Source organism: Mycobacterium sp. 23 (assembly GCF_048287075.1).
Classification (GTDB): Bacteria; Actinomycetota; Actinomycetes; order Mycobacteriales; family Mycobacteriaceae; genus Mycobacterium; species Mycobacterium gordonae_B.
Genome location: NZ_JBLVUX010000005.1, coordinates 3,552,143 through 3,564,558, shown reverse-complemented (window position 1 = coordinate 3,564,558; position 12,416 = coordinate 3,552,143). Strand labels below are relative to the sequence as shown.

The 12,416-nt window shown below is 68.8% G+C and carries 11 protein-coding genes; 9 read left to right on the top strand and 2 right to left on the bottom strand.

The genetic code is table 11. From position 1 onward, the window contains the following. The first annotated feature begins 143 nt into the window (after positions 1 to 143). The 8 genes from ACNQS7_RS17660 to ACNQS7_RS17625 all read left to right on the top strand — a co-directional run bounded on the left by ACNQS7_RS17660 (position 144) and on the right by ACNQS7_RS17625 (position 9,640). The gene (locus ACNQS7_RS17660; RefSeq protein WP_418013536.1) at positions 144 to 1,031 is read left to right on the top strand and encodes a hypothetical protein; all 888 of its coding nucleotides are present in this window, start codon (positions 144 to 146) and stop codon (positions 1,029 to 1,031) included. Between the two features lie 32 nt (positions 1,032 to 1,063). Continuing rightward, on the top strand, positions 1,064 to 2,536 hold the full coding sequence (locus tag ACNQS7_RS17655) for a hypothetical protein (RefSeq protein WP_418016041.1): 1,473 nt from the start codon (positions 1,064 to 1,066) through the stop codon (positions 2,534 to 2,536). A gap of 145 nt (positions 2,537 to 2,681) precedes the next feature. After that, on the top strand, positions 2,682 to 4,511 hold the full coding sequence (locus ACNQS7_RS17650) for a phosphoenolpyruvate carboxykinase (GTP) (protein WP_418013535.1): 1,830 nt from the start codon (positions 2,682 to 2,684) through the stop codon (positions 4,509 to 4,511). Between the two features lie 66 nt (positions 4,512 to 4,577). Then, entirely contained in the window at positions 4,578 to 5,453 is an 876-nt protein-coding gene (locus ACNQS7_RS17645) for a PPE family protein (protein WP_418013534.1), read from the top strand. A 4-nt stretch (positions 5,454 to 5,457) separates the two neighbouring features. Then, positions 5,458 to 5,586 carry a hypothetical protein gene (locus tag ACNQS7_RS17640; protein WP_418013533.1) on the top strand — a complete coding sequence of 43 codons (129 nt, stop codon included), beginning with the start codon at positions 5,458 to 5,460 and terminating at the stop codon, positions 5,584 to 5,586. A 351-nt stretch (positions 5,587 to 5,937) separates the two neighbouring features. Then, entirely contained in the window at positions 5,938 to 7,158 is a 1,221-nt protein-coding gene (locus tag ACNQS7_RS17635) for a sodium:proton exchanger (RefSeq protein ID WP_418013532.1), read from the top strand. Between the two features lie 17 nt (positions 7,159 to 7,175). Further along, positions 7,176 to 8,699: a fatty-acid--CoA ligase FadD4 gene (gene fadD4, locus ACNQS7_RS17630; protein WP_418013531.1), complete on the top strand. Its 1,524-nt coding sequence runs from the start codon at positions 7,176 to 7,178 to the stop codon at positions 8,697 to 8,699. A gap of 2 nt (positions 8,700 to 8,701) precedes the next feature. Then, positions 8,702 to 9,640: an enoyl-CoA hydratase/isomerase family protein gene (locus ACNQS7_RS17625; protein ID WP_418016040.1), complete on the top strand. Its 939-nt coding sequence runs from the start codon at positions 8,702 to 8,704 to the stop codon at positions 9,638 to 9,640. On the opposite strand, the gene ACNQS7_RS17620 is transcribed toward ACNQS7_RS17625, so the two are convergent. Together ACNQS7_RS17620 and ACNQS7_RS17615 are read right to left on the bottom strand one after the other, a co-directional pair. Beyond that, entirely contained in the window at positions 9,634 to 10,014 is a 381-nt protein-coding gene (locus ACNQS7_RS17620; protein ID WP_055577021.1) for a CD225/dispanin family protein, read from the bottom strand. The genes ACNQS7_RS17625 and ACNQS7_RS17620 overlap by 7 nt on opposite strands. 109 nt (positions 10,015 to 10,123) lie before the next feature. Next, positions 10,124 to 11,284 (bottom strand): acyl-CoA dehydrogenase family protein, encoded by a 1,161-nt coding sequence (locus ACNQS7_RS17615; RefSeq protein WP_418013530.1) that lies wholly within the window; start codon positions 11,282 to 11,284, stop codon positions 10,124 to 10,126. Positions 11,285 to 11,413: 129 nt separating this feature from the next. Here ACNQS7_RS17615 and ACNQS7_RS17610 point away from each other — a divergent pair, with 129 nt between their 5' ends. Then, positions 11,414 to 12,403 (top strand): MaoC family dehydratase, encoded by a 990-nt coding sequence (locus tag ACNQS7_RS17610; protein ID WP_418013529.1) that lies wholly within the window; start codon positions 11,414 to 11,416, stop codon positions 12,401 to 12,403. The last annotated feature ends 13 nt before the right edge of the window (positions 12,404 to 12,416 follow it).

Sequence of the window (12,416 nt, the reverse complement as noted above, 5' to 3'; positions counted from 1 at the left end):
TCTGGTCCAGATTGATACCCAACAGTTGCCTTCGGCTGGTATCAGGCGGGGACCTGGCTCGCGCGCCGGCGAGGTAGATGCCACCATTCGGTGCGGGTGCACATCGAGGGGACGGGGGGCAGCAGATTTTCGCCGACGAGCTCATGCGATTCGCCCGGGAGGCCGCTGACCAGCGTGTTATGGCGGTGGCCGAACGGGTTGCGGCGCCGCTGCGGGTGACGGTCCGCGGGCGACGGGGGGTGGGGCGCAGCACGGTCGCGCGCACCCTGAGCCGGTGGTTCACCGTGCTGGAAAGCGGCGCCGACCTCGAGGTTCAGGTCATCGCCGAGGCCGTCAAACCAGAGGACTCGGCGCCGGGCTCGGTGCTGGCGGTCCTGAACAAGGCCGACCTGACCGGCTTCGGCGGTGACGGCCCGATGGCCGCGGCGAGCGCACGGTGCCCCGAGTTCGCCGAACGTCTCGGGGTGCCGGTGCTCCCGATGAGCGGGCTGCTGGCCGTGGCCGCGTTCGACGCGCTCGATGACCCCGGCGCCGCGCGCTGGGCGGCGCTGCGCGCGCTGGCCGCGGAACCCGCGCCGGCTCCGATACCGCGAGAGCTGCTGGCCGGCCTGGATCTGTTCGGGGTCGCCCTGGCGGTCGCCGCGCTGCGGCAGGGTAGCGGACCCGCGCAGGTGCGGGCGCTGTGGCGACGCCTGAGCGGCGTCGATGAGGTGGTCGACCGGCTTGTCGCCGCCGGAGCTCCGGCGCGCTACCGCCGGGTGCTGGACGCCGTGACCGAGCTGGAGGCCCTGGCCGTCACGGATCCGGCCATCGGCGGATTCCTCAGCTCCGACGACACCGTGGTCGCCCGGATGGCCGCCGCGCTGGACGCCGCCCAGGCCTGCGGGCTGGAAGCCGGCCCGGAGGAGCCGCTGCAGCGTGCGGCGCACTGGCAGCGCTACCGCCGTTCGGCGGGCAGTGGCCTGCACCGCGCCTGCGGCGCGGACATTGCCAGGGGCGCGTTGCGCCTGTGGTCTCAGGGGCCGAGGTGACCCGCGACGATCCCGCGGCCCGCGTCGATGCCATGGTGGCGGCCGTCGGGCCGAACCTGGGTCCACCGGCGATCAACCGGCGTGACGTGGTGCTGGTGACGGGGCCGTGGCTGGCCGGGGTCAGCAGCGTGGCTGCCGCGCTGCGACAACGGATTCCGCACCGGACGTTCGTCGAGTCGGGCGAGCTGGGAGCCGGCGAGGCGCCGCAGGGGGTGGTGTTCGTGGTGTCGGCTTCGGCCCCGATGACCGCCTCCGATTGCCTGCTGCTGGACGCCGCGGCCGAGAACACCGACGCCGTGGTGGCCGTGGTGGCCAAGATCGACGTCCATTTCGGCTGGAGGGACGTGCTCGACGCCAACCGGGACACGCTGGCTGCCCACGCACCGCGGTACGGCAACGTGCCGTGGGTCGGCGCCGCGGCCGCTCCGGAGCTGGGCCGGCCGCAGGTCGACGACCTGGTCGTCATCGTCGCCGCCCAACTCGCGGACTCCGATCTGGTCCGCCGCAACCGGCTGCGGGCCTGGGAATCGCGGCTGCGGACGGTGGCCCAGCGGTTCGACCGGGACGCCGACGGCGCCGGCCGGCAGGCGCGGGTCGATGCCCTGCGCGACGAGCGCAGCGCGACCCTGCGGCAACGGCGCCAGTCGCGATCGGAGCGCACCATCACGCTGCGCGGACAGATCCAGCAGGCCAGGGTCCAGCTGTCCTACGGCGCGCGCAACCGGGCCGCCGCGCTGCGCGGTGAAATCCAGGAGGACATCGCGGGGCTGTCCCGGCGGGAGATCCCTGGATTCGCCTCAGCTGCCCAGGCCCGGCTCGATGAGGTGGCGGGGGAGAGCGTCGCGGCCGCCGACGCCCACCTTGCCGAGGTCGCGGCGACCATGGGGGCGCCGCTGGACCTGCCGCCGGTCAACATACCGACGGTCCCGGTCTCGCCACCTCAGCTCAAGTCACGCCGCCTCGAGATGCGGCTGATGATGGTCTTCGGCGCCGTGTTCGGGCTCGGGGTGGCGCTGACGCTGAGTCGGCTGATCGCAGGTCTGACCGCCGGTCTGCACCCGGGGTTGACCGCCGCGGGAATCGCGGCGTGCGTGGCGGTGGGGCTGGCGACGACGGCGTGGGTGGTCAGTGTGCGCAGTCTGCTCAGCGACCGCGCCGTGCTGGACCGCTGGGCGGACGACGCGACGGCATCGCTGCGCGCGGTCGCCGAACAGCTCGTGGCCGGCCGGGTACTGGCGGCCGAGTCGCTGCTCAGCACCGAGGTCACCGCCCACGATGAGGCGGAGAACGTCCGGGTCACCGACCAGGTCAGCGCGATCGACGGCGAGCTGCGCGAACATGCCCTGGCCGCGGCGCGGGCCGCGGCGGTGCGCGACCGGGAGATGCCGACCATCCAGGCCGCGCTCGACGCGGTGCGCGCAGAACTCGGCGAACCGGGTATACCGAAGCGGCGGGGAATCTCTCGGGCCGAAACCTCGACGCGGTACGAAAACAGACCTTTCTGAATCGGTCTTGTGAGCAGGCTTATACCCTCCTGGGACTTACGCGACAAGTGATGCGCGATAATCTGAATAAGAAAGCGCTAAGTGTGCTGAACACGCATGCCACTGGAACCGACGATTACCGAGCACCAGAATTCAGGAGAGTTCGATGACCTCAGCGACCATTCCCGGCCTGGACAACGCACCCACCAACCATCAGGGGCTGCTGTCCTGGGTGCAGGAGGTCGCCGAGCTCACTCAGCCCGACCGGGTGGTCTTCACCGACGGCTCCGAGGAGGAGTTCAACCGGCTGGCCGACCAGCTGGTCGAGGCCGGCACCTTCACCCGGCTGAATCCGGAGAAGCACCCCAACTCATACCTGGCCCTGTCCGACCCGTCTGACGTCGCCCGCGTGGAGTCGCGCACCTTCATCTGTTCCGAGAACGAGATCGACGCCGGTCCCACCAACAACTGGAAAGACCCGGGCGAGATGCGCTCGCTGATGACGGACCTGTACCGCGGTTGCATGCGCGGCCGCACCATGTTCGTGGTGCCGTTCTGCATGGGTCCGCTGGGTGCCGAGGACCCCAAGCTCGGCGTCGAGATCACCGACTCCGAGTACGTCGTGGTCTCCATGCGCACCATGACCCGGATGGGTAAGGCCGCGTTGGAGAAGATCGGCGACGACGGGTTCTTCGTCAAGGCCCTGCACTCGGTCGGCGCGCCTTTGGAGGAGGGCCAGGCCGACGTGCCGTGGCCGTGCAACGACACCAAGTACATCACCCACTTCCCGGAGACCCGCGAGATCTGGAGCTACGGCTCCGGCTACGGCGGCAACGCCCTGCTCGGCAAGAAGTGCTACTCGCTGCGCATCGCCTCGGCGATGGCCCACGACGAGGGCTGGCTCGCCGAACACATGCTGATCCTCAAGCTGATCTCGCCGGAGAACAAGGCCTACTACTTCGCCGCCGCGTTCCCCTCGGCGTGTGGCAAGACGAACCTGGCGATGCTGCAGCCGACCATCCCGGGCTGGCGCGCCGAGACCCTCGGCGATGACATCGCCTGGATGCGGTTCGGCAAGGACGGCCGCCTCTACGCCGTCAACCCTGAATTCGGCTTCTTCGGGGTGGCGCCGGGCACCAACTGGAAGTCCAACCCCAACGCGATGCGCACCATGGCCGCCGGCAACACCGTCTTCACCAATGTCGCGCTCACCGACGACCACGAGGTCTGGTGGGAAGGGCTGGAGGGCGAGCCCGACCACCTGATCGACTGGAAGGGCAACGACTGGTACATCCGAGAGACGGAAACCAAAGCCGCGCACCCCAACTCGCGCTACTGCACCCCGATGTCGCAGTGCCCGATCCTGGCTCCCGAGTGGGACGACCCGCAGGGCGTGCCGATCTCCGGCATCCTGTTCGGCGGTCGCCGTAAGACGACCGTCCCGCTGGTCACCGAGGCCCGCGACTGGCAGCACGGTGTGTTCATCGGCGCCACCCTGGGCAGTGAGCAGACCGCCGCGGCCGAGGGCAAGGTCGGCAACGTACGCCGCGACCCGATGGCCATGCTGCCGTTCCTCGGCTACAACGTGGGCGACTACTTCCAGCACTGGATCAACCTCGGCAAGAACGCCGACGAGTCCAAGCTGCCGAAGGTGTTCTTCGTCAACTGGTTCCGCCGCGGCGACGACGGTCGCTTCCTGTGGCCGGGCTTCGGCGAGAACAGCCGCGTCCTGAAGTGGATCGTCGACCGCATCGAGCACAAGGCCGGCGGGCGCACCACCCCGATCGGCACCGTTCCGGCGGCCGAGGACATGGACCTCGACGGCCTGGATGTCGAGGCCGGTGACGTGGCCGCGGCGCTGGAAGTCAACACCGAGGAGTGGCGCGCGGAACTGCCGCTGATCGAGGAGTGGCTGGAGTTCGTCGGAGAGAAGCTGCCGACGGGCATCCGGGACGAGTTCGACGCGCTCAAGGAGCGCTTGCGCGACGCGGAGTAGCCGCTGGTCCGGCGGTTTCTGCGGAAACGTCAATTCGGCGCGGTACTCCGTCGTAGAGTCCCGGCCATGAGTTTCGCGATGTTGGCGCCCGAGATCACGTCCGCGCAGATGTATTCCGGCGCGGGCTCCGGCCCGATGCTGGGTGCAGCCGCGGCCTGGGCCGGCTTGGGCGATGAACTGGGTTCGGCCGCGGCATCTTTCGGCTCGGTCACGGCCAACTTGGCGAGCGGGGCCTGGCAGGGGCCTTCATCGGTGGCGATGACGGCCGTGGCCGCTCGATACCGGGACTTCCTGAACGGCGCGGCGGTTCGAGCCGTGACCGCCGCCACCCAGGCCAAATCGGTGGCGGCAATTTTCGATGCGGCCAAGGCCGCGGTGGCGCATCCGGTCGCGGTCCGGGCGAACCGCCTGCAGTTCGTGTCGGCGATCCGGTCGAACTTCCTGGGCCTCAACGGTCCGCTGATCGCGGCAATCGAAGGCGCCTACGACGAGTTGTGGGCGCAGAACGTGTCCGCATTGGTGGGGTATCACGGTGCGGCGTCGGCCGCGGCAGCTCAGATCGCGCCGTGGCAGGAGGCACTCGGCGATATCGGCGCGCGCGTCGGGCAGGTGGTCGAGACCAACGGGTCCATGGTCAGTGCCAGGGTGGCGGCGAACGACGCCGAGGTCGCCGGCGCGGCGCGCTTCACCAGGGCCGCGCTGGATGCGGCGGCCGTCGAGGCGCGGTTCGGGCGACCGGGCGCGTGGTGGCACGTTGGCTCGGCGGTTGCGTATGACATACAGACCGCCGGGCGACTGCTCGCCGAGAATGCCGCTCTGCCCGGGCAGATCGTCATGAAGGACATCGAGATCCTGGCCGCGCCGGGCAGCAGGCCGCCGGCCACCGCGCCCGTCGCGCTACCGGCCGCGGCGGGCGATCTCGGCGCGGCGCTGAGAGGGTGACCCCGTGGCAGCGGCCAGAGACGTCGCTTCGGCGGTCGCCTACGACGCGGACACCGCCTGGCACCTGGTCGTCGAAGACGCGTCGCTGCCCGCGGAACTGATCCGGGAAGACATCGAGATTTTCAAGGCCTGAAGCCTTGGTGAAGGTTTGCCAAATCGATTTGTTTGGCTAGGCGAAGAATTATCTTCAGGCCATTGAGCAGCAAATAAAGGTTGGCGACACGCAAAAAATTGTAGCTTCGCTAAGTTGCCAGGCGTCCGAAATAAGGTTAGCCTCGGTGTAGCGAAGGGGAGTAGTTCCAGATCGTCGGCATCAAGTCGGCGGCTGCGGATGGTCGACATACTGGCGGTTCCGGATTCAGTTCGGACGCCCGGTCATCCACCGGGAAGTTTCCGGCGAGCGAGACCTTCGGCCGACATAACCGTCGGTCCGAAGTCTCGCCGACGCCGACGGGGCCCGGATCGCAGGAACCGAAGGACGCTAATGGCATTGATCGCCGAACGCCGTCGGACCCGGACCCCCGCAGACGCACTGCTGCGCTCGCTGCTGACCACCCTGATTTTCATCGCACCGGCGCTGGTCGTGCGCTGTGCCGGGCTGCACCCCACGCCGGTGGTGTCGCTGGTCGTCTATGGGGCGGCCGTCGTCGCGGCGAGTTTTCTGCTCGCCTGGGCGGCGGAGGCGGCACAAATCGACGTCTCCGGCGGTCTGGCCATCGCCGTCCTCGCCCTGATCGCGGTGCTGCCGGAATACGCCGTCGACCTGTACTACGCCTACCAGTCCGGCTCCCACGCCGAATACACGCAGTACGCCGCGGCGAACATGACCGGCTCCAACCGGTTGTTGATGGGCCTCGGCTGGCCGGTGGTGGTGCTGGTGGCGCTGTGGGTGGCACGGAAGGCGAGTGGGCCGACGGCTGCGCTGCAGCTCGAGCGCGGCAACCGGGTTGAACTGGGTTTCCTGCTGTTCGCGGGAATCGCCGCGTTCGCGGTTCCGGCGACCGGCCGTATCCACATCACGCTCGGCATCGCCCTGCTGGGCTGGTTCGGGTTCTATCTCTACCGGCTCAGCCGCGGCGTCGTGGAGGAGCCCGAACTGATGGGCACCGCCGCGGCCCTGGGCGCCCTGCCCGACCGGACCCGGCGCATCGCCGTCATCACCCTGTTCGCGGTTGCCGCCGGGGTGGTGCTGGCGTGCGCAAAACCGTTCGCGGAGAGCCTGATCGGGGCCGGCACCGAGCTGGGCGTCGACCGGTTCCTGCTGGTGCAATGGCTGGCGCCGCTGGCGTCGGAAGCGCCGGAATTCGTGATTGCGATCATCTTCGCCAGCCGGGGCAAGGGCACCGCGGCGATCGCCACGCTGATCTCGTCGAAGGTCAACCAGTGGACCCTGCTGGTGGGCTCGCTGCCGATCGCGCATCTGGCCGGCGGCGGTGGCGCCGCGCTGGTGCTGGACGGCAGGCAGATCGAGGAGATGTTGCTGACCGCGGCCCAGACCCTGATGGGAGTGGCGCTGATCCTGGCGCTGCGCTTCCACCGCTACACGGCGTGGGCACTGTTGGCGCTGTTCGTGGTGCAGTTCCCGGTCGCCTCGACCGAAGGCCGGTTGGCGCTCAGCGGAGTGTATGCGGTGCTGGCCATCGGCGCGCTGCTGGTGAACCGCCGGCATGTGTTGCCGACGGTGGGCGCACCGTTCGTTGGCTGACTTCGTAGCATTCAGCCATGCAGATTCGCCCGCACGCGCAGGCCCATCCCGACAAGCCCGCCGTCATCCTGTATCCGTCGGGCACCGTCGTGACTTTCGGGGAACTCGAGGCGCGCGCCAACCGGCTGGCGCACTACTTCCGTGCTCACGGGCTGCGCGAAGGTGACGCCGTCGCGATCCTGATGGAGAACAACGAACACATGCACGCGGTGATGTGGGCGGCCCGGCGCGCCGGGTTGTACTACGTCCCGATCAACACCCATCTGGCCGCGGGCGAGGCGGCCTACATCGTCGACAACAGCAACGCCAAGGCAATCGTCGGCTCGGCCGCGATGCGGGATCTCTGTGCGGAACTGGGTGAGCACCTTCCCAAGGGGTTGCCGGGGTTGCTGCTCCTTGCCGACGGGGACCTCGAGGGCTGGCAATGCTATCCGGATTGCGTCGCAGATCAACCGGATACCCCGATCCCCGACGAGATCGAAGGCGACCTGCTGCAGTACTCGTCCGGCACCACCGGCCGGCCCAAGGGCATCAAGCGCGAATTGCCCCATGTGCCACCGGAAGACGCGCCGGGCATGATGTCGGCGCTGGTCGGGTTCTGGATGGACCCCGACACCGTGTACCTGAGCCCGGCGCCGCTGTACCACACCGCGCCGTCGGTGTGGTCGCTGACGGTGCAGGCGGCCGGCCTCACCACCGTGGTGATGGAGAAATTCGATCCCGAAGGGACGTTGGACGCGATCCAGCGCTACCGGGTGACCCACGGCCAGTTCGTCCCGGCCATGTTCGTGCGGATGCTGAAACTACCTGATGCCGTGCGCAACTCGTACGACCTGTCCAGTCTGAAGCGGGTGATGCATGCGGCGGCGCCGTGTCCGGTGCTGATCAAGAAGCAGATGATCGAGTGGTGGGGCCCGATCGTCGACGAGTACTACGCGTCCTCGGAGGCCATCGGTTCGACGCTGATCACCGCCGACGAGTGGCTGGCCCATCCGGGTTCGGTGGGTAGGCCCATGGCGGGCGCGCTGCACATCCTGGGGCAGGACGGCAAGGAGTTGCCGCCCGGACATCCCGGCGAGATCTACTTCGAAGGCGGCTACTCCTTCGAGTACCTCAACGATCCGGCGAAGACCGCGGCCTCGCGTGATACACACGGCTGGATGACCGTCGGGGACATCGGCTTTCTCGACGAGGAGGGTTACCTGTACCTGACCGACCGACGCCACCACATGATCATCTCCGGTGGGGTCAACATCTACCCGCAGGAGACCGAGAACCTGTTGGTCACCCACCCGAAGGTGTTGGACGCGGCCGTATTCGGCGTACCCGACGATGAGATGGGCCAGCGGGTGATGGCCGCGGTGCAGACCGTCGACCCGGCCGACGCCACCGAGGCATTCGCCGAGGAGCTGTCGGAGTGGTTGCGAGAACGGTTGTCGCACTTCAAGTGTCCGCGCTCGATCGTGTTCGAGGCGCAACTGCCGCGGACCGACACCGGCAAGCTCTACAAGAACGAGTTGATCGAGAAGTATTCGGGGTGACCCTGCGGGTGGTCGATCTGTCCCTCGTGCCGCAGCCCGACACGGCTGCGCCGCCGGGGGTGATCGTCGCCTTCGGGTCGCCGCACAGCGAGTATTGGCTGGACACAGCGACTTTCACACTGTCCGAGAAACGGTGCGACGATCCCCGGGTGGTGGTCGTGGATTCGGTGCCGCGGGTGTTGGCCGAGCTGACGCAACGTTGCCGGCAGTGGCCGCTGGCCAGCGCGGTCTGTGACGACGTGCTGCGCTGCCTGGACCCCGCCGGGGCCACCCTGGCCGGCCTGATCACCGAGTCGCTGGCCTATTCGACGTTGCAGTCCGGGCCGGAGTTCGCCCGCTGGCTCGCGCAGCGCGGACCCGCCCGGGTGCCGGACAGCGTCAATCCCGTGACGGTGCAACGCGACGGCGACATCCTGCGGATCAGTTTCAACCGGCCGCAGCGGCACAACGCCTTCTGCACCGGGACCCGCGCGGCGTTGCTGGAGGCGCTGGCAGTGGCGCAGCTGGACTCGTCGGTGACCGGAATCGTGTTGAGCGGCAACGGTCCGTCGTTCTGCAGCGGGGGAGACCTCGCCGAGTTCGGCAGCTTCGCCGACCCGGCCAGCGCTCACCTGGCGCGCACCCGGCACAGCCCCGCGCTGGTGCTCGACGAACTCACCGCCCGGCTCGGACCGGCGTGCCGCGCGCAGGTGCACGGACGGGTGCTGGGCAGCGGACTGGAGATGGCGGCGTTCTGCGGGTGGGTTCAGGCGGCGCCGGACTGCGTGTTCGGCCTGCCCGAGCTGGGCCTGGGTCTGCTACCCGGTGCGGGCGGCACGGTCAGCGTCACCAGGCGCATAGGCCGTTGGCGCACCGCATATCTCGTGCTCTCCGGTCACACCGTCGACGCTCAGACGGCGCTGGCGTGGGGTCTGGTGGACGCGATCGGCTTTGCTCAGTAGCCGGAATAGGTGGTGTAGGTGGTCGACGGCGCGTTGGACACGGCCACCGCGATCAGCACCACGTACAGGATGATCGACACCACGATCACCACCGCACCGACGATGGCGCTGATGATGGCCCACTTCTTGGCGTTGCGCGAGGCGTCCTGAGCCTCCTGGTAGCGGCCCTGTGCCCACAGCCCGGAGACCTTGGTGGAGTAGACGATCGACACGATGCCGGCCGGCAGACAGCACAGCACGGTGCTCAGAATCGCCCACACCAGGTAGTTGTCCGGCTCCGGGCCGGCTCCGTAAGCCGGCGGCCCGCCGTAGCCCGGCGGCGGCTGGCCCTGCCAACCCGGGTTGGCGCCGTACGGGTCCGACGGATAACTCATGGCCGCTGCCTTCCCTTGGGTCGCCACTTTGCTGGTGCCTCGTGGCGAGTCAGGCAAATATAGCGCACCCATCGGTGTGCGGGCAGGCCGAAGCGGACCCGCGTTGCGCTCAGATTCCGCCGCGCGACACCAGCTGTGCGGCGATGACGTTGCGCTGGATCTCGTTGGTGCCCTCGCCCACGATCATCAGTGGCGCGTCCCGGAAATAGCGCTCGACGTCGTATTCGGTGGAGTAACCGTAGCCGCCGTGGATGCGAACCGCGTTCAGCGCGATCTCCATGGCCACCTCCGAGGCGAACAGCTTGGCCATGCCCGCCTCCATGTCGCAGCGCTGCCCGCTGTCGTAGCGTTGCGCCGCGTAGCGGGTGAGCTGGCGAGCGGCGGTGAGTTTCGTTGCCATGTCAGCCAAGTAGTTCCCGACGGCCTGATGCTTCCAGATCGGCCGGCCGAAACTTTCACGCTGCTGGGCGTATTCCAGCGCGTCCTCCAGCGCCGCGGTCGCCACGCCCAGCGCCCGGGCGGCCACCTGGATCCGTCCGGTCTCCAGGCCCTTCATCATCTGCGAAAACCCTTTGCCCATAACGCCGCCGAGCACGGCGGCGGCCGGAACCCGGAAGTCGTCGAACGAAAGCTCGCACGATTCCACGCCCTTGTAGCCCAACTTGGGCAGATCCCGCGACACCGTCAGACCCGGCCCGTGTTCGACCAGTAGCACCGAGATGCCCTGGTGCCGCGGGGTGGCGTTCGGGTCGGTCTTGGCCAACAGTGCGATCAGCCCGGAGCGGCGTGCGTTGCTGATCCAGGTCTTGGAACCGTTGACCACCAAGGTATCCGGGTCTGCGGCCGGCAGCGCGGTGGTGGTCATGTTCTGCAGATCGGAGCCGCCGCCCGGTTCGGTGAGCGCCATGGTGGCACGCAGTTCGCCAGTGGCCATGGGCGGCAGATACTTTCGCTTCTGCTCCGGGGTGCCGAACAGGGTCAGCAGCTTGGCGACGACGGTGTGCCCGCCCATGGCGCCGGCCAGGCTCATCCAGCCGCGGGCGAGTTCCTGGGTCACCTGCACATAACACGGCATCGAGACCGGTGAACCGCCGTAGTCCTCGTCGATGGCCAGGCCGTAGATGCCGATGCGCTTCATCTGCTCGATCCAGGCCTCGGGGTAGGTGTTGGCGTGCTCGACCTCCCGCACGGTGGGCCGCACATCGCGGTCGATGAACGCCCGCACGGTGGCCACCAGCATCGCCTCGTCTTCGTTGAGTTCAGTACTCACCCGACTCCTTCCCGCTGTCGGCCGAGCGTGAACGGGGCGACGTGCGACCGGCGTGTCGCGTCGTCATATTCACTCTCGGCGAAGCGCGTGTTTGACCCTCGCTGAGACAGCCTGCCAGCATGGCATTTCGTGACTGACGGGTATGCAGCGGTGCGCGAGGGCGGCCCCTACTTCGACGATCTCGCCGTGGGGCAGGTGTTCGACTGGGCGCCTTCGGTCACCCTGTCGCCGGGGCTGGCCGCCGCGCATCAGGGGATCGTCGGGGACCGGCTGCGGCTGGCCCTGGACGCCGATCTGTGCTTCGCGGTGACGGGCGCACCGGCCGCGCTGGCGCACCCGGGGCTGGTGTGCGACGTGGCGATCGGGCAGTCGACGCTGGCCACTCAGCGGGTCAAAGCCAATCTGTTCTACCGCGGGTTGACGTTCCACCGGTTCCCGGTGATCGGCGACACCCTCTACACCCGGACCGAAGTCGTGGGTCTGCGCGCCAACACGGCCAAGCCGGGGCGGGCGCCCACCGGGATGGCGGCACTGCGCATGACGACGATCGACCAGGCCGATCAACTGGTGCTGGACTTCTACCGCTGCGCGATGCTGCCGGCCGGGCCGGGCTGGGCGCCCGAAGACGCCGCGACCCGCGGCGACGACCTGTCCGCGCTCGAGGCGGTCCCACCGGCGGTGAACCCCACCGAAACCTGGGACGGCGAGGCCTTCCGCCGCAAGGTGCCGGGCCCGCACTTCGACCCGCAGCTGGCCGGTACGGTGCTGCACAGCACCGGCGACGTGGTCAGCAGCGCCCCCGAGCTGGCCCGACTCACCCTGAACATCGCTGCCACACATCATGATTCGCGAGTGGGCGGGCAGCGGCTGGTGTACGGCGGACACACCATCGGGCTGGCGTTCGCGCAGGCCAACCGGCTGCTGCCCAACCTCGCCACGGTGCTGGGCTGGGAGTCCTGCGATCACACCGGCCCCGTCCACGAGGGCGACACGTTGTACAGCGAACTGCACGTCGAATCGGCTGACACGGGTGTGCTGACGCTGCGGTCGCTGGTCTACGCGGTCGGCGAGCCGGACCGGCAGGTGCTGGACTGGCGCTACCGCGCGCTGCAGTTCTAGACCCGCCGGGCCG

Excerpts from the sequence above, each read along its gene's own strand:
- fadD4 (WP_418013531.1), top strand. The coding sequence starts at position 7,176 with ATGCAGATTCGCCCGCACGCGCAGGCCCATCCCGACAAGCCCGCCGTC.
- ACNQS7_RS17620 (WP_055577021.1), bottom strand. The coding sequence starts at position 10,014 with ATGAGTTATCCGTCGGACCCGTACGGCGCCAACCCGGGTTGGCAGGGC.
- ACNQS7_RS17655 (WP_418016041.1), top strand. The coding sequence starts at position 1,064 with ATGGTGGCGGCCGTCGGGCCGAACCTGGGTCCACCGGCGATCAACCGG.
- ACNQS7_RS17635 (WP_418013532.1), top strand. The coding sequence starts at position 5,938 with ATGGCATTGATCGCCGAACGCCGTCGGACCCGGACCCCCGCAGACGCA.
- ACNQS7_RS17645 (WP_418013534.1), top strand. The coding sequence starts at position 4,578 with ATGAGTTTCGCGATGTTGGCGCCCGAGATCACGTCCGCGCAGATGTAT.
- ACNQS7_RS17660 (WP_418013536.1), top strand. The coding sequence starts at position 144 with ATGCGATTCGCCCGGGAGGCCGCTGACCAGCGTGTTATGGCGGTGGCC.
- ACNQS7_RS17650 (WP_418013535.1), top strand. The coding sequence starts at position 2,682 with ATGACCTCAGCGACCATTCCCGGCCTGGACAACGCACCCACCAACCAT.